The organism is Aureicoccus marinus (assembly GCF_002954325.1).
Classification (GTDB): Bacteria; Bacteroidota; Bacteroidia; order Flavobacteriales; family Flavobacteriaceae; genus Aureicoccus; species Aureicoccus marinus.
In genome coordinates this window covers 824,775-849,151 of the sequence record NZ_MQVX01000001.1, presented here as the reverse complement: position 1 = coordinate 849,151, position 24,377 = coordinate 824,775, and the positions used below count along the sequence as shown (strand labels likewise).

24 protein-coding genes and 2 pseudogenes are annotated in these 24,377 nt (G+C 45.2%); 9 read left to right on the top strand and 17 right to left on the bottom strand.

The genetic code is table 11. The features are described from left to right. Positions 1 to 82 precede the first annotated feature (82 nt). Complete coding sequence (locus tag BST99_RS03995) at positions 83 to 556, top strand: hypothetical protein (protein WP_105000652.1); 474 nt, start codon at positions 83 to 85, stop codon at positions 554 to 556. 225 nt (positions 557 to 781) lie between these two features. Here the strand turns inward: BST99_RS03995 and BST99_RS03990 are convergent, their stop codons facing one another. From BST99_RS03990 to BST99_RS03980, 3 genes are all read right to left on the bottom strand, one after another. Further along, complete coding sequence (locus BST99_RS03990) at positions 782 to 2,173, bottom strand: YfaP family protein (RefSeq protein ID WP_181044142.1); 1,392 nt, start codon at positions 2,171 to 2,173, stop codon at positions 782 to 784. 104 nt (positions 2,174 to 2,277) lie between these two features. Further along, the gene (locus BST99_RS03985) at positions 2,278 to 2,949 is read right to left on the bottom strand and encodes a vWA domain-containing protein (protein WP_105000650.1); all 672 of its coding nucleotides are present in this window, start codon (positions 2,947 to 2,949) and stop codon (positions 2,278 to 2,280) included. Positions 2,950 to 3,085: 136 nt separating this feature from the next. Continuing rightward, positions 3,086 to 3,427, bottom strand: a complete 342-nt coding sequence (locus tag BST99_RS03980) for a hypothetical protein (RefSeq protein ID WP_105000649.1) — start codon at positions 3,425 to 3,427, stop codon at positions 3,086 to 3,088. Between the two features lie 285 nt (positions 3,428 to 3,712). Between BST99_RS03980 and BST99_RS03975 the strand changes: the two genes are divergently transcribed. Beyond that, positions 3,713 to 4,171: a YceI family protein gene (locus tag BST99_RS03975; protein WP_181044141.1), complete on the top strand. Its 459-nt coding sequence runs from the start codon at positions 3,713 to 3,715 to the stop codon at positions 4,169 to 4,171. On the opposite strand, the gene BST99_RS03970 is transcribed toward BST99_RS03975, so the two are convergent. The 10 genes and pseudogenes from BST99_RS03970 to BST99_RS03925 all read right to left on the bottom strand — a co-directional run bounded on the left by BST99_RS03970 (position 4,168) and on the right by BST99_RS03925 (position 12,473). Next, positions 4,168 to 4,422 (bottom strand): acyl carrier protein, encoded by a 255-nt coding sequence (locus tag BST99_RS03970; protein ID WP_105000647.1) that lies wholly within the window; start codon positions 4,420 to 4,422, stop codon positions 4,168 to 4,170. The two genes, BST99_RS03975 and BST99_RS03970, sit on opposite strands and share 4 nt — an antisense overlap. Positions 4,423 to 4,436: 14 nt before the next feature. Continuing rightward, complete coding sequence (locus BST99_RS03965; RefSeq protein WP_105000646.1) at positions 4,437 to 5,717, bottom strand: beta-ketoacyl-[acyl-carrier-protein] synthase family protein; 1,281 nt, start codon at positions 5,715 to 5,717, stop codon at positions 4,437 to 4,439. A 1-nt stretch (position 5,718) separates the two neighbouring features. Further along, complete coding sequence (locus BST99_RS03960) at positions 5,719 to 6,186, bottom strand: 3-hydroxyacyl-ACP dehydratase FabZ family protein (RefSeq protein ID WP_105000645.1); 468 nt, start codon at positions 6,184 to 6,186, stop codon at positions 5,719 to 5,721. Further along, positions 6,186 to 6,977: an SDR family oxidoreductase gene (locus tag BST99_RS03955; RefSeq protein ID WP_105000644.1), complete on the bottom strand. Its 792-nt coding sequence runs from the start codon at positions 6,975 to 6,977 to the stop codon at positions 6,186 to 6,188. The genes BST99_RS03960 and BST99_RS03955 overlap by 1 nt, the downstream gene beginning before the upstream one ends. Before the next feature lie 6 nt (positions 6,978 to 6,983). Further along, positions 6,984 to 8,062 (bottom strand): annotated as a pseudogene (locus BST99_RS03950) (type III polyketide synthase). Between the two features lie 10 nt (positions 8,063 to 8,072). Continuing rightward, entirely contained in the window at positions 8,073 to 8,792 is a 720-nt protein-coding gene (locus tag BST99_RS03945) for a methyltransferase domain-containing protein (RefSeq protein WP_105000643.1), read from the bottom strand. Further along, the gene (locus BST99_RS03940) at positions 8,789 to 9,562 is read right to left on the bottom strand and encodes an NAD(P)/FAD-dependent oxidoreductase (RefSeq protein WP_146106193.1); all 774 of its coding nucleotides are present in this window, start codon (positions 9,560 to 9,562) and stop codon (positions 8,789 to 8,791) included. The genes BST99_RS03945 and BST99_RS03940 overlap by 4 nt, the downstream gene beginning before the upstream one ends. Then, positions 9,486 to 9,917, bottom strand: a complete 432-nt coding sequence (locus BST99_RS03935; protein ID WP_181044140.1) for an FAD-dependent oxidoreductase — start codon at positions 9,915 to 9,917, stop codon at positions 9,486 to 9,488. Before BST99_RS03935 ends, BST99_RS03940 begins: the two co-directional genes overlap by 77 nt. Positions 9,918 to 9,947: 30 nt before the next feature. Further along, positions 9,948 to 10,403: a hypothetical protein gene (locus BST99_RS03930; RefSeq protein ID WP_105000640.1), complete on the bottom strand. Its 456-nt coding sequence runs from the start codon at positions 10,401 to 10,403 to the stop codon at positions 9,948 to 9,950. 95 nt (positions 10,404 to 10,498) lie between these two features. Then, a pseudogene (locus BST99_RS03925) lies at positions 10,499 to 12,473 on the bottom strand (alpha-ketoacid dehydrogenase subunit alpha/beta). A gap of 127 nt (positions 12,474 to 12,600) precedes the next feature. On the opposite strand from BST99_RS03925, the gene BST99_RS03920 reads away from it, so the two are divergent. The 5 genes from BST99_RS03920 to BST99_RS03900 all read left to right on the top strand — a co-directional run bounded on the left by BST99_RS03920 (position 12,601) and on the right by BST99_RS03900 (position 17,881). Continuing rightward, positions 12,601 to 13,545, top strand: a complete 945-nt coding sequence (locus tag BST99_RS03920; RefSeq protein WP_105000639.1) for an isopenicillin N synthase family dioxygenase — start codon at positions 12,601 to 12,603, stop codon at positions 13,543 to 13,545. Between the two features lie 4 nt (positions 13,546 to 13,549). Further along, positions 13,550 to 13,879, top strand: coding sequence for a translation initiation factor (locus BST99_RS03915; RefSeq protein WP_105000638.1), 330 nt, complete (start codon positions 13,550 to 13,552; stop codon positions 13,877 to 13,879). Positions 13,880 to 14,041: 162 nt separating this feature from the next. Next, positions 14,042 to 14,974, top strand: a complete 933-nt coding sequence (locus tag BST99_RS03910; protein WP_105000637.1) for a DUF1835 domain-containing protein — start codon at positions 14,042 to 14,044, stop codon at positions 14,972 to 14,974. Positions 14,975 to 15,011: 37 nt separating this feature from the next. Further along, the gene (ppk1, locus tag BST99_RS03905; RefSeq protein ID WP_105000636.1) at positions 15,012 to 17,033 is read left to right on the top strand and encodes a polyphosphate kinase 1; all 2,022 of its coding nucleotides are present in this window, start codon (positions 15,012 to 15,014) and stop codon (positions 17,031 to 17,033) included. Further along, complete coding sequence (locus BST99_RS03900; RefSeq protein ID WP_105000635.1) at positions 17,030 to 17,881, top strand: ABC transporter substrate-binding protein; 852 nt, start codon at positions 17,030 to 17,032, stop codon at positions 17,879 to 17,881. The genes ppk1 and BST99_RS03900 overlap by 4 nt, the downstream gene beginning before the upstream one ends. On the opposite strand, the gene BST99_RS03895 is transcribed toward BST99_RS03900, so the two are convergent. Beyond that, positions 17,878 to 18,276, bottom strand: coding sequence for a response regulator (locus BST99_RS03895; protein WP_105000634.1), 399 nt, complete (start codon positions 18,274 to 18,276; stop codon positions 17,878 to 17,880). The two genes, BST99_RS03900 and BST99_RS03895, sit on opposite strands and share 4 nt — an antisense overlap. Positions 18,277 to 18,371: 95 nt before the next feature. After that, positions 18,372 to 19,046, bottom strand: coding sequence for a uracil-DNA glycosylase (gene ung, locus BST99_RS03890; RefSeq protein ID WP_105000633.1), 675 nt, complete (start codon positions 19,044 to 19,046; stop codon positions 18,372 to 18,374). Between the two features lie 59 nt (positions 19,047 to 19,105). Here ung and BST99_RS03885 point away from each other — a divergent pair, with 59 nt between their 5' ends. Together BST99_RS03885 and BST99_RS03880 are read left to right on the top strand one after the other, a co-directional pair. Continuing rightward, the gene (locus BST99_RS03885; protein WP_105000632.1) at positions 19,106 to 21,286 is read left to right on the top strand and encodes an endonuclease MutS2; all 2,181 of its coding nucleotides are present in this window, start codon (positions 19,106 to 19,108) and stop codon (positions 21,284 to 21,286) included. A gap of 28 nt (positions 21,287 to 21,314) precedes the next feature. After that, the gene (locus BST99_RS03880) at positions 21,315 to 21,749 is read left to right on the top strand and encodes a thiol-disulfide oxidoreductase DCC family protein (protein ID WP_105000631.1); all 435 of its coding nucleotides are present in this window, start codon (positions 21,315 to 21,317) and stop codon (positions 21,747 to 21,749) included. Positions 21,750 to 21,752: 3 nt separating this feature from the next. Here the strand turns inward: BST99_RS03880 and BST99_RS03875 are convergent, their stop codons facing one another. Both BST99_RS03875 and aroC read right to left on the bottom strand, forming a co-directional pair. Further along, positions 21,753 to 23,081 (bottom strand): dicarboxylate/amino acid:cation symporter, encoded by a 1,329-nt coding sequence (locus tag BST99_RS03875; protein WP_105000630.1) that lies wholly within the window; start codon positions 23,079 to 23,081, stop codon positions 21,753 to 21,755. 45 nt (positions 23,082 to 23,126) lie between these two features. After that, on the bottom strand, positions 23,127 to 24,200 hold the full coding sequence (gene aroC, locus BST99_RS03870) for a chorismate synthase (protein WP_105000629.1): 1,074 nt from the start codon (positions 24,198 to 24,200) through the stop codon (positions 23,127 to 23,129). Positions 24,201 to 24,377 lie beyond the last annotated feature (177 nt).

The window sequence follows — 24,377 nt, the reverse complement described above, 5'->3', positions numbered from 1 at the left end:
AAGGATTACAGTTTTCTAGTAGTGCACTGACCAGGAGTTGAAAGAACTTTAGGATTTTTTTCTGCTTATGTGCAAATCTATTATGGTTTCTGTATTTGTTGGCTTTTTGACGCTTCAGGCGTGTAAAACTGACAAAAACCGACGAAGGACCAGCAATCTTGCTGAAAACCCTGTGATTTCCATCTGTCTCGATTTTGGAACTTACCCCGATGATACCCCTATAAGTTCGCCTTTTAAACAAGCTGGTTTTACTGTAGAATCTGATGGCAAACTCATGGTGAACGAAACAGGGCAAAAAACTGCCTTGCAATTCGAATCCGAAGGAATGTCGATTGGGCTTCCAAAACGGCTGAATCAGGTTAAACTGCGAATGGCGAGCAACAATATCGAATTTAAGGTTTGGGCGACTACTGAACAGGGAAAAGTCCTCGATAGTGCTGCAGTCTATCAAAACTCTTTTAAAGATTTCTATTTAATTGGAAAGGGAATTGAACGCGTTGTATTTCATGGCGGTGGCAACAAAGGCGCCCTCAAAGAAATCTGTGTGGATTTGTAGGGAAAGATCTAATGGGTTCTAAGACGATGATAAAACTTCAACTTTGGCCTAAAATCGGTACCTTCTGACGCTAAAGCGTCAGAACTGATTTTATATCAAATAGCAAAACTATACGCCGGGGACACCATCAATTACTGCTCAGACTATTTGTTCTATAATTTATATTATGTAAAATAGATTATAGGAGATACAGAATGGCCTCCTTTATAATCCCCTTTAAAAGATCTAGTTAACGACGATTTCTAGTACGTTTTGCTTCTGATTGCGTTTAGAAAGATGCACCACCACTTCTTTTTTTTGCTCTGTGGTTTTTCCAAAGTCTGTGTAGACCACACATTTCAATACCAAAGGTGTTTGATCTGCTTCTGAGATATTCCCTAAGTACTTTACGTTCACAATCCATTTTCCGATAGATTCTTTACCATAGAATTCAAATTCTTCCAACATATAGCCGTTGATCAAGCCTGAATTCAACCGTTGTGCATCTTCATTACGCGAATATCCCCAATTGTAATACCGGTCTTGAGGATTCACGAATTGCAACTCAAACTCGGCCTCCGGGTTATTCCATTCAAACACAAAGCGCGCATCATAACGGATATTGTTGGCCAGGTAGGAATCGATGGAGTTTACATTCAATGCAGCCCTGTTTTTCTCAATAAAATTCTTGATATCCCTGAGCAGTGTTTTTTGAATGGGCTGCGCATTGATCTCCTTGAATTTCTTTCTCCCTTTAAGAAGCGCGTACTTGGTTTCCATCTGGGTCTGAATGGCTTTATCGTCGGGCAACATCACTCTTTTGTAATACGCGTGCAAATTACTGGGCGAAATCTCCAGGATTTGATCGTTCACCAGACGTGCCTGTTGGTCGTAGCCTGCTTGAGAAAGATAAAATTCAACCGTTCTCAACAGTTTGATATCTTCCGGGAAATACTCCAGAATATTAGTTAAAACACTTATAGACCGTGTTTTATTTTGCTTCGAAAAATAATCATAGGACTCCAGGTAGAAGGCTATGTTTCCTTTATTCAATTCCTGAAGTGAGCTGTAGGTTTGGTAAGCCTCCTGCGGGTTTTGAGCCGCTTTGAGCAGCTGATAAAAGGGCGCCTCTTGGGGTTTGGCCAAGGCTTCGTTCTCGTTATAAATATTGTCCGTCAGTCGTGCTCGATCCACAATTTCGCCATTTTTACCCTTAGTGACCGCTGTCTTTGTGGTAATCAACAACACCCCGTTGGAACCCAAGGATCCAAACCGGTTGGTTGCAGCCAACCCTTTCAAAACCGTAATATCTTCTATGAGTGCAGGATCAATAAAATTGGTGCTTGCGATGGCATCTCCGCTCTGAAAATTCGAACTAGACGAATTCGATTGCTTGATCGGCACTCCATCGACCACGATAAGTCCATAGTTATTTAACAACATGCTGGATTGGCCTCTCACGATAAACCGGCTGAGGTCCTGATCTGCTCCACTTTGGATCCCCCCTCCTGTCGTTACTCCAGAGAATCGCCCGCGCACAGCCGAATTTAAATTGGTATTTACCGTAGTGAGCTCCTCCTTGCCTATAGACTGAACAGCATAGCCGGTTCCCTCCTCTTCCTTGGAAACTTCAGACACCTTCTTGTTTTCGGTAAGGACCACTTCATCCAATTGGGTGATCCTAGATTTTAAAAAGAGTTCGCGATCCTGGATATCCCTTATCGCAAAAGTAAAATCGTTGTTTACAATAATACTGTCACCTTCAATGCCTCCGGGATCAAATACTCCCCTTGCTGATCGGTGTACACCACCCGATCAGATCCCTTTACCCTTACCGGAATATTCGCCAACCGTTCGTTATCAACGAAAACGGTGCCTCGAATTTGAGCCCCTTCCTCTTCTACCCTTTTTACCAGCTGTTCCGAAACCAAATCTTGAAATTCTGAACGGTTTAACAGAGCTGTTCTATTCAAGAACTTTCTATTGCCCTTGGGTGAACTATTGAGAATGGTACTCCCCTCTCCTAGCAGTAGATAATCCTTTTTAAGAAGTTGAAGGCCGTCTGTAAATAGGTAGACTTTGCGGTTCTCAATTTTTGGATTTAAGGCAGAATAAAAAGCAGCACCCTCGTAATCGACATTTTGCAGGTCCGTTTTCAGTTTACTCCAATTGCCCTGTCGAATTTGATAAGTCCTCTCTTTGACATCCATTCCGAACAACAAGAGCTGCACCCTGGTCTCTTTCTTTTCTTTAAAAAGCTTCTCCAAGTAGCTCATTTCTTCCTCTATAGCCCGGACTTCCATCGATTTTGAAGTATCCCAACAGATAACCACGGTTGAAAGCCCATTTTGAGACCAAACCGGTACTAAAACAAAAGCAAGAAGAAAGAAAAAAGTGAATTTTCGAGCAAGCATAGGTGATGATTTCTTAGTCTTTCAAATTACTAAGAATGCCGATAATGCTCTAGTACCTTAACAGAATATCCTTCAAGTTCCCTATAAAGAACAGGCTATCTTCGTTCAACATTTTAGGAAAGAAGGTTCTTTGGTCCTAGTAGTAGCCTTTAAGGTCCAGAAGATAGGAAGCCAACTCGTGTTCCAGGTCGGAAAAACGAGATTGCAGGCGCTCGAGACGTTCGATCAGCATTTCCCGAATGGTTTTGCCATTTTTGATCACTTCGAATAACAAAACCTGATCTCGAGCCAAATCCCGAAAACCTATTCGCAGATTGCGTAACTTTTCAAAAGATTCCAAATTGTTGGGCTCGTAAGTATAGGATTGCAGTTTCGTACTAATTCGCAATACACTTTTGTGACTGCGTTCCAGCTTGAGGATCAATTGATCCAATTCTGATTGTCCTGTAGCAACAATTTTAGTCTCGGAATGTGGCATAATTGTTTAAGTATCGAATCGTCCAGTTAAATTACGCTTATTTTAGCCTTTTATTGCCTTATTCCTACAAGACTAATCAACAAAAACCAAGAAAATATCAACATTTAACGCTTCTCAAATCCTTGTATTACAGCATATTATATCACTGCACCGGAATCATTAAAATAAATAATATTTTTCTTACAAATTGTTCAGCAAATCTACATGAATCTTAGACATCTCCTTTCTCTTATTGCGCTTTTTTTTACGATTAACACTGTTTTTTCTCAGGATAGCTTAAACAGAATGCGTTTCACGAATGTAGACGTCCGTTTTACTTTTCCTTCCAAAAACGTGAAGGGCACTTTCACTCAATTCAGTTTCCCCGATACGGTTCATTTGGACTCTCTCCAGCCCCAAGAATGGAAGGCTAGTATCCAAGTGGGAAGTATCGAGACCGGCAATGCGATTCGGGATTGGCATTTAATGAGTAAGAAATACTTCAACCGCAAGGAGTTCACAACCATGGAATTCCATACAGAAAGCCTGATCAAGACTTCCAATGGCTACCAAATAAAAGGTAATATCCGGATTAAAGGCGTTCAAAAGCCCCTGGAGCTGAGGATCGAAAAGAACCCAAGTAAGGACTATTACACCGCAATAGGCGAGCTGTTCAGCAGTGACTTTGGGATTTGGATTAAAAAGAAAAAGGAAGAGAACAAAGTCACTTTCCGTATTCGTTTTGGTCTAAAGGAATCTCTCTAGGCGTCTTCCAACTTCTTGGTGATGATCGAAAGAGCATCTTCCACCGTCTGCATGCCATCCATGTCTTCATTCTCTAACACCACGCCGAATTCATCTTCTACATCCAAAACAATGTCCACAAGGTGAGCGGAATTGATATTCAAGTCTTGTATAAAATTACTCTTCAACTGAACATCCTCAATACTCACATCTTCAGGAAGATAGAGCTTTACAATTTTTAGCAGGCTCTCCTGCATTTCGTTTTTATCCATAGGCGTGTTTAAGGTCAATCCATTGACCACTTCTTAAAAATAACACTTGCGTTTACATCTCCAAAACCAAAACTCGCTTTGATGATAGCCTCCAGGGACTGGTATCGGGATGTTTGCAAAACTCGATCCCCGGCCATCTCTGCAATTTCTGGATGCAGATCGACGCAATTTCGATTCCCATAAATCACCTGGTGCTTGAGTTGATTTACACAAGCGACCAATTCAATGCTGCCAGAGGCCGCTAAGGCGTGCCCAAGGTGCCCCTTGAAACTATTGATTGGAGGCAGATTGGCTTGCTGTTCGGCAAACACTTCTGTCCAGGCGGCAATTTCTGCTACGTCTCCCTTGGTTGCCGTTAAATGCCCGTTGATCGCATTGATCTCACTCGCGTTTAATCCACTTTTATTAATCGTTTCTCGAATGCAGTCGCGCACAGCCTTAGGATTGGGTGCCGTTAGACTCCCCCCTTCCCTTTGACCTCCGGCATTGAGACTACCTGACAGATATTCAGCGTAAATAGTTGCTCCGCGTTCTGTAGCGGTATCCAAGTCCTCCAAAACCAAGGCTCCGGCGCCACAAGAAGGAACAAAGCCCGCCGCAGTTGCACTCATTGGACGACTGGCTTGATCCACTTTGTCGTTGAAAGATCGGGGCAGCACCCTCATTGCATCAAAACCACCCCAAACATAGGGTCCGCCTTCGCTAGTACTGCCAACCAACATCCGTTTGGCTTTGCCTTGTTTTATCCAATCGGCGCCAAGAATAACGGCTTCTGTTCCAGTACTACAAGCAGAGGAGTTGGCGCTTATTCGGTTTCCACAACCCAACAAACCAGCCAAGTATGCACTGGCTCCACTGGTCATGGTTTGCAAAACCGTTGTGCTTCCCAAGCGGCGAACATTACCCTGGTCAACCTGAGCAAAAGCCTCGTACAGCTTATCTACACCAAGAACTCCAGCTCCAAAGACCATCCCTGCCTGTGGATCACGCTGTTCAGGCCTTGCTTCTAATCCTGCATTCTTCCAGGCTTCCATCCCGCTTAATACCGCATAAACCATACCCGCACTTTTCAGCCCTCTCTGCCACAGCTTATCAAAATAAGGCGCTAACATTTCTTCCTGGTAGGCCGGTTTCGCTCCCAACTGGCACCCGAAGTTCAACTCTTGCAATTCAGGAAAGTGTTCGATAGCATTTCCGTTAGAGAGCAATAAGTCATGAAGAGCATCGGCGCTCAAAGCTCCGGGGGCGCAAACCCCAATGCCAGTTACTACAACCCTTCTTTTTCTAGTTGACATATTAAACTCTATATATATGTTTTTCAGTATATAACATTCCAGACATAACTCCTCTGCCTATCATTTCTTCCTGCTGATTAAACAGCTGTACTTTGGTCTTGAGCTTATTAAATCGGTAGTAGACAGGAGACCCTATAACAATCAGTTTATCAGCAGGGTAAAGAGGCTTTAGAAACTCCATTTGCACTTCAGAAAAGGCAATTTGTCCATTTTGGACCTCTCCGCTCGTTTGCTCCTCTAAAAACAAACCATGTATACCCAAGGCTATTTGAGCCGCTGATTCGATCAGAATTACGCCCGGCACAACAGGGTTAGCCGGAAAATGGTCAGAAAAAACAGGCCAGTCCTTTTTAAAAGTGAAGTAGCCCCTGATTTCTGCATCGGTCAGGTGGTCAATGCCTTCAACGAACAAAAAGTCTCTGCCATAGGGCAATCGTTCGATATAGGCCGTGTATTTGTTGTTTCTCATTAACGTATACTTTCTCCCCCATCTACAGGAATGATGGCTCCATTAATCCAGAGTGCTTCATCCCTAGCCAGCAAGCTGACAACCTTAGCCACATCCTCCGGAGTGGTGAGCCTTTGGTAGGGATTTCTTCTCTCACTTTCTCTTTTAAGCTCTTCTATACCCGGGATTAAGGCCGAGGAAGGCGTCTCCGTAACCCCCGCCTGTAGGCAATTAAAGCGTATACCTTTGGGTGCGTATTCCAGCGCCATAGAACGAATTAGACTTTCCAGGGCCGCCTTTGCAGCGCCCACGGCTGCATAACCAGGCCAGGCCCTACGCCCTCCTTCACTGGTGAAAGCCAAAACACTCGCTGGAGAAGTCCATAGATTTCGCTTGTCTAATTCCTGAACCCAGCGCATGAGCGAAAATGCCATCGCTTCGGCTGTCACTGCTAAGTCGGCCGGTGTTAATGAATCTTGATCAATCAAATGCTTTACATTCCCTTTGGCTATACTAAAGAGCAAAAGCCGCACTTTGATTTTGGGGTTTTTTGACAAGGTTTCTTCGATGGCCTTCACCATTTTTTGAGGGTGAATGGCATCCGTATTTTGGGTGATTAATTCCGGACAATGCTGGCGTAATTCAGCAAATTTTTTCTCGAGATTGTCTCTTTCTGTTCCCCGATCTCGGTGCAAAATCCACAAGGCGTAGCCCTTTTGAGCTAATTTTTGAGCACTGGCCCATCCAAGGCCGCTGCTTCCCCCTAAAATCAAGGCGTATGGCTTAATCGTATACGATTTTTTCGGTTCCATAGTACGCTATTTCCATTCAATTAATACCCTTTGAGCCGAAAATCCTGGCCCAAAACTGAGCAATAAACCCTGGTCTCCTGCAGGGACTTCCCGATTCAAAAATCGTTCGAGTACATAGAGGACGGTTACACTACTCATGTTCCCGAATTGCCTCAACACTTCCCGGGTGTCGTCAATGTTCTTTCCCAAGCCTCCGAACAAGTCTTCGACGGTCTGGACGATCTTTCTTCCTCCCGGGTGAAAAACCAGGTGTTTGAGTCGATTGAGATCACTCCCGTTCTCTTGCAGAAAGGGCACTAAAAGATCCATAAAATGACTTTCTATCATAGAAGGCACCTCGGGATCCAAAATCATTTGCAAACCCGTATTGGTAAGGTCAAAGCCCATCAAATGGGTGGCTTCATAGAAGTGATACATCCCCTCCCCTTTGATTTCGGGCCCTTTGTCTTCGTCTTTTGAGCTCAAGAGCACACAAGCTGCGCCATCTCCAAAGAGGGCAGCACTGACCATATTGGCCATACTGAAATCTCCGTGTTGAAAGGTAGCGGTAGGACATTCCACCGCAACAAGGGCAACCCGTTTTCCGGGATTGGCTTTCAAATAGTGCGTTGCGTATATAATTCCAGAAACCCCTGCGGCACATCCCATCTCCGTTACCGGCAGCCGTTTTACATCGCGTCGGAGTTCTAAAGCATTGATCAGGTAGGCATCCAAAGAAGGATCATGATCCCGGTGCAACTCACGGTAATCACCATGTCGATACTCTTTTCGGCCCATCCCGACTCCTTTAAAGCTCCGCGCAAACAGTTTTCGCCCAATTCCTTGGCCGCCGCTTCATAAAGCTTGTTTTTATCTTGAAATGAGGTGGCCTGAAAAACCTCTTCAATGCTCATAATGCCGTAGCGTTTGTCTACGCCTGCTCCTTCAAACACTTTGACCACCTTGCGTATAAAGCGCTCGTCCTGGCCTTCAAGCCAGAGCCGAACAAAAGGTAAAATTTCGGCCGTATTGCGCGTGTGTTCAGGCAATGCCTTATGCACATGGCTAATGCGCGGGTAGTTCAAGGCGGTTGTTGTTTCTTTCATTACGGGTTGTTCAATTTTTTGATGGTTTAAGAGGTTCAAGTACCCAAATCAATCGAAATAAGGGCTGTTTGCGAATTCGGTGCAGGGCCTGGGGAATCTCTAGGGCCCATTGCTTAAATTCTTGGAGATGAAACGCCCGACGTATACTGATCAAGCCATCCGTTTTGGCGATTTGAGTTCGAATAAAAACTAAACTAAAGACTTTAAACAATCGGTAAGCCCAAGGATGCCTTTCCAGATCATTGATCAAAACACCCAACTCGACCCTTTCGACTAAAGTTTTCAATAAGATCTTGGCCTCCTCATCGGTAAAATGATGCAGGGTCAGATTGCAAAGTATAATGTCCGGTTTATTTTCTGTGGACATTTTTAAAATGTCTTGTTGGTAGAACTGTAAACGCTCGTCGTGGGCATAATTTCGACGAGCAACTTCAACGCTGAGTGCACTCAAGTCAAAACCTTGAAAAGTGTAGCTCTTCTTACCGTTTTTCAGGTGTTTTGACAGGTAAGCAAGAGTACTTCCATCCCCGCTTCCAAGGTCCCAAATCGTATACGATTCTTTTATGTTTCTGTTTATCAATTTTTTAACCTCCGAAAGGTTGGCTTTGTGTCCGCCGAGCATGGCATTGCACCGACTGATGTCCCGATAGGCCCTTTCATAACTTCCCGGCACCTTTTCCGGCCCGTCCATGATCTCTTTTCCATCAAAACGTACACTAAAATCCATCATACGCTTAACGGTTCTCCGTGGGTTAATTGAATGAGCTTTTGAACCAAATGAGGATACTGGTTTAAGAGAGGAACCAGGGGTTCACTCAGTACTTTTTTACCTATAAGGTTCTGAATATACCTACCGGTACGCATACGGGTTTGAAAATGCTTTTTCCACTTTTTGCTGTATTCAGATTCCAGGGTTGGGCGATTTATCTCACCAGCCAGAAATGAGGAGATGAGTTGCGCTCCTATAGAAGCAGCATGGATGGCCATCGCCATCCCGTTTCCGCAAAGGGGATGAATGAGTCCTGCACTATCGCCTGCGTAGAGAATATGGTTTTCGACACTCTCTTTAATACCAAAAGAGATTTGCGCAATACTCATGGGACGATCGAACAAGGGCGTCGCCTCTTGGAGAAAAGCCTTTAAATGAGGATTCTCACTCAATACTTTGAGTAGTGCATCACGGGAAGTCCCTTTATTTAAGCGGTTTTGATGTATTAAGAAACACAGGTTGACGGATCCGTTCTCAGTCCGGGACAAACCACAATAGCCACCCTGAAAACTATGCAACTCCACGGAACCCGACGGAAAAGCCGAACTCGTGTAATGTTCTTTAAAGGCCACCCAAGGACTCTTCTGCTGAATAAAAGAACGATCGAGTTGCCGATCCAAAGCTGCGCGCTTACCATGTGTGGCCAAGAGCACTTTAGCCCTGAGCTCGTGACCTGAGGCCATGACGACTTTGGCTGGATACTCCTGGTCTGCCTGAATATTGACCTGCAAATCCTCCACCTTTTCTTGTACACAAACGACACCAGAAGCCTGGCAGAGTTTCCAAAGTCTGTGGTCCAGGGTAAAACGACTGATCCCAAAGCCCCCTAAGCAGGGACGTCTCCAGCATTCGACCGCCCGCCGTACTAAACCTTAAATATTGGATAGGGTCTGCATCACTGAGATCGAGTCCAAAAGACTCCAAATAGTCTCGGACTTCATTCGAAATATATTCCCCACAAACCTTGTGCTTGGGAAAGTTATTCTTTTCAATAAGGGCAACGGATACTCCAGAACGAGATAGCGCCAGAGCGGCGGTAAGACCTGCCAATCCTGCTCCAACAATGATTACCTCGTATGCATTCACTGTAGGAAAGATAGGCCATTTCGGGCAGAATCACTCCTTGCGAAGAGAAAGGATCAGGGCATTTCCTTTTTCTTCTTTCCCCCGGCAATACTGTAAATAGAGGTGGTCTTCGACGGTATTAGGCAGTAAATCAAAGAGATACTCCTTTTGTTCTTTGCCTTTCCCAATCGTCAGTAGGAGTTGGGATTGTTTTTTAGCTCCCTTTTTCATTTTCCAGCGAAAATCTTGTTGTCCTTCTGAACACAGCGGACTCGGAGCCAAAACAATACTACCGTCCTTTTTAGAGCCTGTTCTAAAATACCAGCGGCTACTTTTTAAACAGAGTTCATCGGCTAAGCCAAATAGTTCTTTTTCGAATAAGCTTCGTTCTCCTTCAATAAGGGCGTACTCCAGTTGCCAATTGCCTTCTGGTGAGCGAAAATTCGAGGATGTTGTTGTGGATACTGCGGTAAGCAGACTCAGAATAAGGGGCAGTAGTGTTTTCATAAGAAAGGGTTCTCGTACTAGTATATACGTCAGTACCCCCTCAAAAATTGTTTAAGACACTCAAAAACAGAAGATTTCGTCTTTTTTGACCCTTTTTAGAAGTGATAGAGATCCAACAGAGCCTGTTTAAGGCGATTCTGCGGTAAATAACCGGCCTCTAAGCTTTTGGCAAAAGGGATTGGAGTATCCAGGCTACCCAAGCGTTTAATTGGTGCATCCAAGTGCTGAAAACAGCGTTCCCCAATTTGAGCCGCAATCTCACTGGCTAATCCGCCGAAAAGACTGTCTTCCTGAACGATGAGGAGCTTTCCGGTTTTGCGAACGGATTCTTCAATGCTGTCCATATCCAAAGGCACGAGTGTCCTTAAATCGACTAAATCGATTTGAAGCTCAGGATGTTGCTCCAGTACTTCCAGGGCCCAGTGGACACCTGCCCCATAAGTAACCAGGGTCATGCGATCTCCCTTTCGAACCAGGCGTGCCTTGCCCAAAGGCAGGTTGTAATAGTCATCGGGTACCGCTTCCGAAATACTGCGGTACAGTTTTTTGTGTTCAAAGAAGAGCACCGGATTGGGATCTTCAATGGAAGAAATCAACAAGCCTTTCGCATCATAAGGAAATGCTGGATAAACGACTTTAAGTCCAGGGGTTTTCGTAAACCAGGCCTCGTTTGTTTGGGAGTGAAACGGACCTGCCCCTACTCCTGCTCCACAGGGCATCCGCACCACCACGTCAGCGGCTTGCCCCCAACGGTAATGGGTTTTGGCTAAATAATTAACGATAGGATTAAAGCCAGAACTGACAAAGTCTCCAAATTGCATTTCGACCACAGCCTTCATTCCAGAAATAGAAAGCCCCATTCCCGCAGACACGATGGTGGACTCGCAAATAGGTGTATTGCGGACCCTGCCTTTGCCAAATTCTTCGATAAAGCCTTCTGTCACCTTAAAAACACCGCCGTATTCCGCGATATCCTGCCCCATGATCACTAGATCATTAAATCGACGCATGGCATGTCTCAAACCGTCCGAAACCGCGTCGATCAGGCGCAAGGTGGAGGATCCTCCATTGGCGTATACAGGCTCTGGACGATGCGGGGCGTATACATCCTGAATTTCTTCGGCTTCCGAAAAGGTCGCTTCGGGTTGAGCGATGGCCTTGGACCAATTTTCGTCGATTTCCGCTGCGATTTCGGCTCTTATCTTTTCACTCTTTTTTGAATTGAGCAGGCCTTCTTCTTTTAAAAAGCGTTCAAAATTGACCAAAGGATCTTTTTTCTCCCACTTCTTCATCAATTTTTCAGGGACATACTTGGTTCCACTGGCTTCTTCATGCCCCCTCATCCGAAAGGTCATGCATTCGACCAAGACCGGTCGAGGACGTCTTCGGACATCCTTAAACAAGCTCTTTAGCTTGGAATACACTTCTACAACATTGTTTCCGTCCAATTGTCGGGATTCCATGCCATAACCCTTCGCCCGATCACTGAGCTGCTTACAAGCATACTGTTCTTCAGTGGGCGTGGAAAGGGCATAGCCATTGTTTTCGATGATAAAGATCACGGGGAGCTTCCAGACGGAGGCCACATTCAGGGCTTCGTGAAAATCCCCTTCACTGGTTCCACCTTCTCCTGTAAAAACGACGGCAAGTTTGGAACTCTCTTGAAGCTTTTCGGCCAAAGCGATTCCATTGGCAACCCCTAATTGCGGGCCCAGATGAGAAATCATCCCGACAATTTTGTGGGATTGTGTACCAAAGTGAAAACTTCGGTCCCGGCCCTTGGTATATCCTGTGGCCTTGCCCTGCCATTGGGCAAATAACTTCCAAAGGGGTACTTCTCTAGAGGTAAACACCCCCAGATTGCGGTGCATCGAGGATGTATTCGTCTTCTTTTAGTGCTTGTGTAACTCCTACGGATACTGCCTCCTGGCCAATACCACTAAACCACTTACTGATTTTGCCTTGCCGAAGCAGGACCAGCATCTTCTCTTCAATCATACGAGGTTTCAGCATCCCTTTATAGAGTTGCAACAGTACTTTTTTGTCGAGATTGGATCGGTTGTATCTCATTTTCCGTAGGGTTATGAAGCGCGAAACTTCTCCATTTCTTATTCGCAGCGAAAATTAAACAGAATCTCCTTGACACCCTAACAAAGAGAGATCTTTCCGTACCTTTGAAAGGCCTAATAAATACGCAATGAACCAGATTCCTTCGGTGGATTTACGAGATTTCCTGTCGGACGACCACAGTAAAAAAATGCAATTTGTTGAACAACTGGGTTCTGCCTTTGAAGAAATTGGCTTTGTGGCCATCAGCGGACACTTTTTGAGCGATAAGCTCAGCGAAGACTTGTATACCCAGATCAAGGCCTTTTTTGATCTGCCTCAATCGATCAAATCAAATTACGAAATCCAAGGCCTTGCCGGGCAGCGTGGCTACACCTCTTATGGCAAAGAAAAGGCTCAAAATGCCCCAGTTGGAGACTTGAAAGAATTCTGGCACTTTGGTCAATACGAGGAAGTTGCTCCAGAGGACTACCTGTATCCGGCCAATATAACCGTGGATGAATTACCGGCCTTTAATTCAGTCGGAAAAGAAGTCTATCAACAACTGGAAAAAACTGCTCTTTATATGTTACGGGCCCTGGCCTTGCACCTGAGACTCGAAGAAACCTATTTCGATCAATGGGTGAGCCAAGGAAACTCCATCTTACGCCCTATCCATTATCCACCTCTGACGAAGGCACCCGAGAAGGCGGTCCGTGCAGCGGCCCATACCGATATCAACCTGATCACCCTGTTGATGGGCGCCCATGGAAGGGGGCTGCAAGTTCAGAACAGGCAAGGAGATTGGATCGAAGCCATCGCTTCCAAGGATCAATTGATGGTGAATGTAGGCGATATGCTCTCGCGTCTCTCCAACAACCGTCTGCTTTCAACTGTACACCAGGTGGTCAATCCACCAGAGGCCGGATGGTCCGAGTCACGCTACAGCATCCCTTTCTTTATGCACCCAAAGGCCACCATGCCTTTGAACTGCTTGGACAATTGTGTTGACGATCAGCATCCGCAGCTTTACGAAGACATCAGCGCGGGGGACTTCTTAAACGAACGTCTAAGAGAACTCGGCTTGCTTAAATAAAGTCATGGATTTAGAAGACCAACTTAGACAACTGTTTCCGGACCACGAACCGGAAAAAGAACAGGACAACAAGGTCTCTTCACCGGACTTTTGGCTTCAGGATGACCCCCTGTTGTGCAAATACGAGAAGAGAAAAGGAAAACCACAAACCATTATTGCGGGCTACAATGGTGCCGATAAAGACTTCAAAGCCCTTGCGAAGGCCCTGAAAAAATACTTGCATGTCGGTGGTGGGATCAAAAACGAAGAAATCATTATTCAAGGGGATTATCGAGACCAAATCATGGATTTTCTTCAAAAATCAGGATTCGCAGTAAAACGTGTCGGAGGTTAAGAATTCCTCATATTTTGACCCTGATTTCTTACGTTATTAGTAAATATTGGGGCTCATTATCAAGGTTTTGTATTATTTGCTTTTGTTTTTTTCCTGATAATTTTACATTTAGCAGCTACAAATCGTGCGAAAGCCATACCTAACCACTTAAACTACGTGTCGATGAATTCCATTCTACACATCACGAACGGGGATAGTTTTACTCAAAAGCTAAAGCAGTTGAACTTAGACGGTGATATCATTACATGGCGTGAAATGCTGTGTGAAGGAAAGACCCTGAGCTCTGTTGGCAGTGAATCCTTTTGGAAGACGCGATTTGAGTTCCTCAACAAGAATTACAAGGTCAGCAAATCCTGGTTTGTAGAAAAGACCTTAAAAGAATACCGATCCCTTTGTAACCACAAGCAACAAGATCAAATTGTGCTGTGGTTTGAATATGATCTTTTTTGCCAAGTCAATATGTTAGCGGTGATCAGCTGGCTAAAAACCCACCGTCGGCATGCCCAGATTTCCTTGGTTTGCAGCGGTGAACAAGAAGGGCAAGACCGTCTTTTTGCTTTGTGTGAGCTTTCTGACGAGCAACTACGACAATTGTATGACAATAGGGTCGAGTTGAGTCAAGATGATATTGAGTACGCAGACTACGTTTGGCAGTTGTACTGCAGTGACAACCCCATGCGTTTGGAAAACTTAGGAGACTTTGGGAATTACCAGTTCGACTACCTAGAAGAAGCCGTTCAAGCGCATTTACGCCGATTCCCTTCCCTTCGCAATGGCCTGAATAGTTTCGAAAACCAAGTTTTGTCTATCGCGGAGGAAAAAGAGTTGGCTTCTAAAATAGAATTTGTTGGGGCTGTTCTGCAAGAAGAGAACCCCTACGGCTACGGAGACTCACAAATCAATCGGATGATGGGACGCTTAAAACCCCTCTTCACCTCTTTTAATCCGGTTAAACTCAGTAAAAAAGGTATGCAGGTTCTGGAAGGACAAACCAACTACTACGCCTTTTTGAGAAACAACGAAACCTATCTTGGGGGTGCGTTGAAATACAACTTCCTGTACAACAACGACAGCGAGCGCATCCATAAGTTATAGTCGCAATTCCTACTTTTGTTCCAACTAAACCCAAGGAATGAAAGGCTTTAAAAACAGGGATTACAATTGGCTTTACTTTAATGAACGTGTTCTGCAAGAAGCGGAAGATCCTACGGTACCCCTTTTGGAGCGGTTAAAGTTTTTGGCCATATTTTCTTCCAACCTGGATGAATTTTTTAAGGTGCGCGTTTCTCAGATGCGACAAGTAAAAGATATCGATAAAGAACTCCGTAAAAAGCTGGCACTCAAAGGAAGCAAACAACTTCAAAAGATTCTTGAAAAAATACAATTTCAGCAAGAACGCTTTGGCAATACCATTGAGGCTACCCTACTCGAGTTAAAAAAGGTGGGGATCAAGCTCAAAAACGAAACGGAATTGAGCGAAGAGCAAATCTACTTTGTCAAGCAGTTTTTTGAAGGCGAGCTCAAAGACGAAATCGAAATCCTGCCAGCTAATCCCGAAGAATTGAAAGATGGAGGTCTTTACCTGGTCGTTGAACGTCCTGAAAGACTCGCTCTCCTTCCTATACCCATTAAATCTCTAGGCCGTTTTCTCGTTTTGCCAAGTAAGCAACACGATGTCATCTTTATGGATGACGTGCTTCGGCTTTGCCTGCCTTTAATTTTTCCAGGTGAATTTATCGAAAGAGCCTATTCAGTTAAGCTATCACGGGATGCAGAACTCTATTTGGATGACGATTATACGGATGCTGCCCTAGTCGAAAAGATCCACAACTCTCTCGATAAAAGAAAAAGTGGCCAGCCAACGCGTTTTTTACACGACCGCAATACTCCTCCAAAAATTATCCAGGAATTAAGTGCTCAACTGGAGCTGGGTGAAGCCGATTTGGTCAAAGGTGGACGCTACCATAACATCTCGGATTTCTTTGGGTTTCCTCAGCCAAAATCGACAGATGGCTTACTCTACCCGGAATTACCTCCACTGGACCACCCTAATCTCCCCCTTGATGAAAGCCTTTTTGCACATTTGCTTGGGAGGGATGAGCTCATCCATTTTCCTTACCAGCGATTCGATCACTTGGAAGCCTTAATTAGACAAGCTTCAATCGACCCTGAGGTAGAATCCATTAAAATGACACTTTACAGGATAGCAAAAAGTTCCGCATTGACTGATGCCCTCTTGCAGGCCATCGCGACCGGTAAGAAAGTTGTCCTTTTTGTTGAAGCCCAGGCACGATTTGATGAAGAAAACAATATTCGATGGGGCAAGCGATTTGCGGAAGCAGGAGCTGAGGTTATCTTCAGTGTACCTCAAATCAAGGTACACTCCAAAATAGCTTTGGTGACACGTATAGTGCAGGGTCAAATCCAAAGATTAGGATACATTGGCACCGGGAACTTCAATGCCAAGACCGCCCGTCTATACTGTGATCACGGCTTATTTACCTCTCACGAGGGTATTACTAAGGATCTTGAACAGGTCTTTTTATTACTTCAAAAAAAGCTGCTCTTTCCCAAGGTCAAGCACCTGCTTGTATCGCCCTATTCCACTCGTTTTCGTCTATTGGAGCTCATTCGTTTTGAGGCGGATGAAGCCGAAGCAGGCCGACCCAGTGGGATCACTTTAAAAATGAATAGCCTTGAAGACAGTGTCATGATTGAAGCCCTGCAGAAGGCTGCTGAAAAAGGGGTGCCTGTACGCTTGCTAATCCGAGGATTCTCATGTCTCAAACAAAAGAAAAAAAGTGAATTACTGCCCGGGGAACAACCCATCGTAGTGACCAGTATTATCGATCGCTTTTTAGAGCACGGCCGAATATATCATTTTCAACATGCCGGTAAAGACAAAGTTTTTATGGGTTCCGCAGATTTTATGACCCGTAATCTTGATCGACGGATCGAGGTTTTAACTCCAATATACCAAGCCGTAATTAAAAATGAGCTTTTGGACATACTGGACATACAAATTCAGGACAATGTCAAGGCCAGAATCCTGGATCGAGAAGACAGCAACGACTACTACAGGTCCTCAAAAGGAACTGCTATACGTTCTCAGTTGGAGATTTACGAGTATCTAAAAACCAAATCCAGCGAATGAAAAAGGTGCGTATTACCGGGGTACCGGAACATTTTAATTACCCTTTCCATTTAGCTATTCAGGAAGGCGCTTTTGAAGCAGCGGGAATTGAACTGCATTGGACGGACGTACCGGAAGGGACCGGCAGAATGACCGATATGCTTCGGGAAGGCGAAACGGATATGGCGCTCATGCTTACAGAAGGTACCTTGAGAGCTGCAGGAATGGGAGTTCCTTTAAAGATTATTCAAGTCTACGTTCAAAGCCCTTTGTTATGGGGAGTTCACACAGGTTTACTCCAGGACGAACCCGCTCCTCCTCTTTCGGAGGCACAGATTGCCATCAGTCGTTTTGGTAGTGGAAGCCACTTAATGGCTAAAGTCATGGGGCTTCAGCAAGGTATTGAACTCAAAAAGGAGCAGTTTGTCATCGTACAACACTTGTCTGGGGCTCTAGAATACCTTAAAGAGCAACCCGGCACCTACTTCATGTGGGAGCATTTCACGACCAATCCCTATGTGGAACAAGGTTTGTTAGAAAGGCAGTATGACTTCCCTACTCCCTGGCCTTGCTTTTTGTGGGTGGCTCAAAAAGAACACGCCGACAAGAATGCAGGAGTCATAAGCAGCATGCAGCGAATACTTTCTCGTTATACCGAGGAGTTCAAAAGCATCCCTAGCATCGAACACAGCTTGGCCAATGCTTATGGATTGGAATTAGAGCAGGTTCAAAAGTGGCTTTCCTTAACAGAATGGAGCCAATCTGCTTTTCAGCCTACAGAATGGAACAAGGTACAAGACATTCTGTTGAGCCTAGATGTTCTCGACAAGCCCATGATCGCCGAAGATTATATTTGGAATCCCACTTAGAAGTGCTTGTTGATCAGCGCTCTAAACTTAAGGTCTGATAGGGGCTTTTGCGCGGTGTCGGTTACTCTGGGATGCGCCAAGGCCTTGGATATTGCCTCTTCGGAGTTGATCGCGGTTAACATGACGATTACCCATTTTTGGTGAGTTTCTTCAGGAAATTTGGATTCAAAAGCATTTAAAAATTCCCAACCGTTAACCACAGGCATGTTGATGTCTAAGACAATCATACCCCCTGCATGATCCGGACTAAGATTTTCAAGATAATTCAAAGCTTCTTGACCATTTACAGCAATTTCCACCTCTAAATCAGGGTCCAATTGTTTGACAAAGAATTTGTTTAGGAAATTGGTCGTTTCGTCGTCGTCAACCAGCAAAATGGAATGTAAGCTCCTCATGGTTTATACGAATTTTCGTACTGCTTTAACGTGAAGTAAACGTACTAAATTTCAATCTATTTTAGAACTGCTATTCCTAATGAAACCGGAATAACTTATTTTACCTGCCAATCAATGGGAGCTTCTCCGCGTTGAACGAGGGCCTGGTTCACCTTACTAAAATGCTTATTTCCAAACCAATATCCCCTATTGGCGCTTAAAGGCGAAGGGTGACCACTCTCTAAAACCAGATGATCTGAGGTGTTAATTAATTTTTGTTTTTTTCGCGCAACCCCTCCCCAAAGAAGGAAAATAAGGCCCTTTTTGCTTGTTGAAAGTTCTTGAATGACCCGATCCGTAAACCTTTCCCAACCACGACCTTGATGACTTCCGGCTTCTCCCGAACGTACCGTCAGCGTGGCATTGAGCAAAAGAACTCCCTGCTTGGCCCAAGCATCTAGTTGTCCGCTTTTTGGATAGGGTATGCCGAGATCGACTTCAATCTCTTTAAAAATATTAATCAATGAAGGAGGATGATTCGTCCCTTCTTTTACAGAGAAACACAGCCCGTGAGCCTGGTTGGGGCCGTGGTAAGGGTCCTGCCCCAAAACAACAACTCTGCAGCGATCTACTGGACAAAAATCAAAAGCAGCAAAAATATCCTTGCCGGGAGGATAGCACCGATGATTCTGGTATTGGTCACGGACAAAGGAGGTCAATTCCTGGAAGTAGTCTTGCTCGAATTCGGCAGACAGCAACGCTTTCCAGCTGGGGTCAATTTTGACATTCATGCAGCAAACTTAGCAATTCTGCGGTCTTCCCCCTCAGAGTGTATTATCTTTGCCGGGCTATGAATTCACCTTCGACCATTTCTGTTAAAACCCTTGAGGATTTAGAGTTTCCCTCTGTGCGCGAGGAACTCTCGCTCCGTTGCCATACGGAGTTGGGGAAGGAATGGGCGAAAGAAGTGCATCCTCAAAACGATTTTGCCCTTCTGGAACCGCTGCTACTACAGACCTCGGAGTACCTCTCTTCCTTCGAAAACGACAACCGCATCCCCAATCACGGTTTTGATTCCATAAAAGAGGAACTCAAACTTCTTCAGATCGAGAACACCTCCTTAGAGGTAGCCGGTTTTCGGCGAATCTCCCAACTCTGTGTTTCGGTTGTGGTGCAGAAGAAGTTTTTAAAGAAATTCAAGGAATACTACCCTCAACTCTTTTTACTATCGGAAGAAGCTAACGATTTGTCTCCGATTCCGAAAGAAATCGAACAGGTCATTGACCGCTTCGGGGAAATAAAAGACAGTGCTTCACCCAACCTCCGCCATATTCGGGCGGCGATGAACGAGGTACGTGGTAAGATCAACAGCACCTTTGGTTCTGCCCTGCAGCGCTATCAGGCAGCAGAATTCCTCGATGACATCAAAGAATCTGTCGTAGAAAATCGCCGTGTTCTTGCAGTTAAAGCCATGTACCGTAAAAAGGTAAAGGGCTCTGTATTGGGTTCATCCAAAACGGGTAGCATTGTCTACATTATCCCGGAATCTACCCTAACCCATACGCGGGCCTTGAGTCAATTGGAATTTGAAGAGCAGGAAGAGGTTCAACGGATTCTCAAGGAGCTGACCAACTTCGTTCGACCTTACCGAGAGGTATTGGACAAGCAACAGCATTTTTTAGCCAAGATTGATCTGACTGCTGCTAAAGCACGATATGCGCAGGATTTGGGAGCTATACTGCCCGAGATAAATCAAGAAAAGCAGCTGGACCTAAAAGAAGCCTACCATCCATTGCTTTACCTGGCCAATAAAAGAAAAGGAGACAAGACCTGGCCGCAAACCATTTCACTGCATTCTGAGAACCGGATCATTGTTATATCTGGGCCCAATGCAGGAGGAAAAAGTATAACCCTGAAGACCATTGGACTGTTGCAGGTCATGGTGCAAAGTGGTCTGTTAATACCTGTACATCCCCGGAGCTCTGTTTGCATTTTCAATCGCATTCTAACCGATATTGGTGATAACCAATCCATTGAAAATCATCTAAGTACGTACAGTTACCGGCTCAAAAACATGAGGTCTTTCCTCAAGCAATGCGACCCCAATACCTTGTTCCTTATCGATGAATTTGGAACGGGAAGTGATCCGGAATTAGGAGGTGCCTTAGCAGAGGCTTTTCTGGAGGTCTTTTACGAAAGGGAATCGTTCGGTGTGATTACTACCCACTACTCCAACCTCAAGATTCTCGCCAACGAATTGCCTTATGCGACGAATGCCAATATGCTTTTTGACGGCAGAACGTTGGAACCGACCTTCCAATTGGTTTTAGGTCAGGCCGGGAGCTCTTTCACCTTTGAGGTGGCCCAAAAGAATGGGATCCCTTATGGCTTAATCAATAAAGCCAAAAAGAAAATTGAGCGCGGGAAGGTCCGATTTGACGCGACGATTGCCAAACTTCAGAAAGAGAGGCACAAAATCAGTAAAACGGGGAATCGATTACAGGTCGAAGAATCCAAGGCTCGTGAAGAAGCCGAGAAACTCGAGAAACTCAATGCCAAACTCAAAGCGAAGCTGGAGAGTTATCAAGAACTCTACGACCACAACCAACGCATGATTGTATTGGGTAATAAGTTGAATGATGCCTCAGAGCGCTATTTCCGGGACAACAAGAAGCGGCAGTTGATAGGAGAAGTTCTGCGCATTGTTGAAACCGAGAACAGCAAACGCAAGAAGAAATCTGCCGAACAGGCCAAAGCCGAAAAAAAGAAAAAAGCCGTCGCCCAACAAGAAATTCAAAAGGAGGTCAAGGTTATTCGGGAAGAGAAGAAAAAAGAAGCCAAAAAGAAAAAAGAAGCCCCCGCTCCAAAGAAAAAGGTGGTATTTAAAATCGGGGACCGGGTTCGCCTCTACGACGGAAAGACCACAGGGACCATTGATGCCATAGAAAAAGGCAAAGCTATCGTCAACTACGGGCTCTTTACGACCCATGTAAAGGTCGATCAGCTCGAACTGGTCGAAGCGGCAAAATAAAGCCTGTGATGTCGTAATTTTGTGCTTCATGAAGACCTCAGCCCTCAGAACATTAAAAGAAGAACAACAGATTGTCCTGTTTGACGGGGTATGCAACCTGTGTTCTGGAGGAGTGCAGTTCATCTTAAAGAGAGACCGCAAAGACCTCTTTCGGTTTGCCTCTTTGCAAAGTGAATTGGGGCAACAGCTCCTCGCCGAGCGCCAAATCGATCCAAAAACCACGGATTCCATGGTCCTTATTCAACCCGGGAAGGCCTTTTATCTGCGTTCAGATGCCGCCCTTACCATCGGAAAGCAATTGCCCGGAATATGGGGGCTACTTGCTGTATTTCAGTGGGTACCAAGCTCGATTCGAGATATCGTATACGATTTCATGGCGCGAAACCGCTACCGTTGGTTCGGCAAAAAAGAAAGTTGCATGATTCCAACACCGGAACTGAAGTCAAAATTTCTGGACCTCTAGCCCTTACTTTACTTCATCGTAGTTATCGTCCCAGTTTTTAACATTAGGCTTGCCTAGTTTCCCTACGGACTTAGCGACCAACATGGATACAGTGGCATCACCGGTCACATTGATGACTGTTCTGCACATATCCAAAGGACGATCCACAGCAAAAATCAAGGCCAGGGCCACCGGATACAAATCTGCAGGGAAACCAATTGCTTCCAAAACGATGATCAACATGACCATTCCTGCCCCAGGAACGGCGGCCGAACCGATGGAGGCTAAGAGAGCTGTTATAATAATGGAAAGCTGGTTACTAAAGGCCAAACCTTCAGGCCAGAGTACTTGCATGATAAAAACCGCTGCTACACCTTGGTAAAGACTGGTTCCGTCCATGTTGATAGTCGCCCCAACGGGAAGCACAAAACTGGATACCTCTTTATCGACCCCTATATGCTCTTCTACCCGCTCCATAGTAACGGGAAGTGTAGCGGCTGAGGAACTGGTGGAAAAAGCCAGTAATTGCGCTGGGCTCATCTGCTTGAGGAACCAGAAAGGATTCTTTCGAGCGAATAACCCTACCAGGGTGACATAGAATACAATCATCAAGAGCAGTCCAAGAACCACAACACCCGCGTATTTGAGTAGCGCATAGAGAAGATCGGGATCACTGGAAGAAACCACTACATTAGCCAACAAAGCGAAAACCGCATAAGGGGCCATCAGCATGATCAAGTCCACCATTTTCAGCACCACATCATTCAAGGAATCAAAAAAGTCCTTAAGTGGGCGGGCTTTTTCTTCTCCGATGAGTAGCATCGACAAGGCAATGAGAATCGTAAATACAATCACCTGTAGCATGTTCCCGTTGTCCGAGAAGGCCTTAAAGGCATTGCTGGGAACCATATCCACCAAGAACTGCAGAGGTCCACTGTCTTTTTGTTTGCTGGCTTCGGCTAATTTTGACTGAACTCCAGCAGCATTGGAATAGGTTTGTTCCAATTTGGCTACCGTGGCTTCAGAAATACCGTCTCCAGGCTTAAGGACATTAACCAAAATCAAACCAATCGAAATGGCAACGACCGTCGTCCCTATATAGGTGAGCATAGTTCGCACACCGATGTTTCGAAACTTCGAAATATCCTTGAGGTCCGAAATACCTTTAATCAAGGAGGCAAGAATAAGTGGAATAGCGATCAATTTCAGCAAATTGACAAAGATGGTTCCCAAAGGTTGTATCCAATCGGCTACAATGCCTGGGCCCCACTCCACCTGGGTCATTCCAAAACCAAAGGCGATGCCCAAAACCATTCCGACTAATATTCTCCAGTGTAATGCCATAAATCTTATTTAAGTAATTCTTGTGGTTGTGCTCGGGAAGATAGCATTTTGTGATCAATCCACATCAAAACGATCGGTGCGAGCGAGCAGGCTAAAGTCGGCCAAGACCAGGGCGGCCATGGCTTCAACAATAGGAACCGCACGGGGAACAACACAAGGATCATGTCTTCCTTTCCCCTGGGTTTCCACCGTATTACCTTCAGAATCAATGGTCGTATAGGGTTGTAATAGAGTAGCTACCGGTTTAAAGGCCACCGAAAAGACGATGTCCATTCCGTTGCTGATCCCTCCTTGTACCCCACCGCTGTGGTTGGTCTGGGTACTGCCGTCTGAATTGAAGGCATCATTGTGCTGACTGCCTTTCATTCTGGCTCCTTCAAAACCGCTCCCGTATTCAAAGCCTTTAACGGCATTGATGGACAACATGGCCGCTCCCAATCGGGCGTGCAGCTTATCGAAAACTGGACTCCCAAGCCCTACGGGCACTCCGGTGATTCGGCAACTGATGACTCCACCGACGGTATCCCCCTGTTTTTTGATCTCTTTGATGTAGGTTTCCATTTGCGCTGCGGCTTTAGGGTCCGGGCAACGCACCGGATTACTCTCTACCAGGCTCAAATCCAGCTCCTCAGCACTTTTGGTCAATCCCAAATCCCCTACCTGAGATACATAGGCCTGAATCTTTACATCGGGTAAGAGCTGTTTTGCGATCGCTCCACCGACAACTCGACTAGCCGTTTCTCTCGCGGAGCTGCGCCCACCTCCACGGTAGTCGCGAAAACCGTATTTTTTGTCGTAGACATAGTCGGCATGTGATGGCCGGTAGCTGTCTTTGATGTGGCTGTAGTCTTTGGACTTTTGGTTGGTGTTGTGAATGGCAAATCCAATGGGAGTTCCCGTTGTTTTCCCTTCAAACAGTCCAGAATAAAATACCACCTGGTCTGGTTCTTTGCGCTGGGTGACAATTTTAGATTGTCCAGGCTTGCGTCTTTCCAATTCTTTTTGAATGGCCTCTACATCCAGTTCCAAACCAGCTGGACATCCTTCGAGAATACCGCCCAAAGCTGGGCCATGCGATTCACCAAAGGTTGTCAGCTTTAAAAGTGTTCCAAAACTATTTCCTGACATTTAAAAAGACTTGAAGGCCAAATTTAAATTTTAATTCTTTGAAACAACTCGTTTCTAGGGGCTAACTTTAACTTAACAATCGGTATATTTCTGTAATCTATGCTTAACCGAATGCTCATGTTTAAATGATTCAGAATTGATTCGCATTTGAATTTTGGGCTTTTACTTTGCATGGTA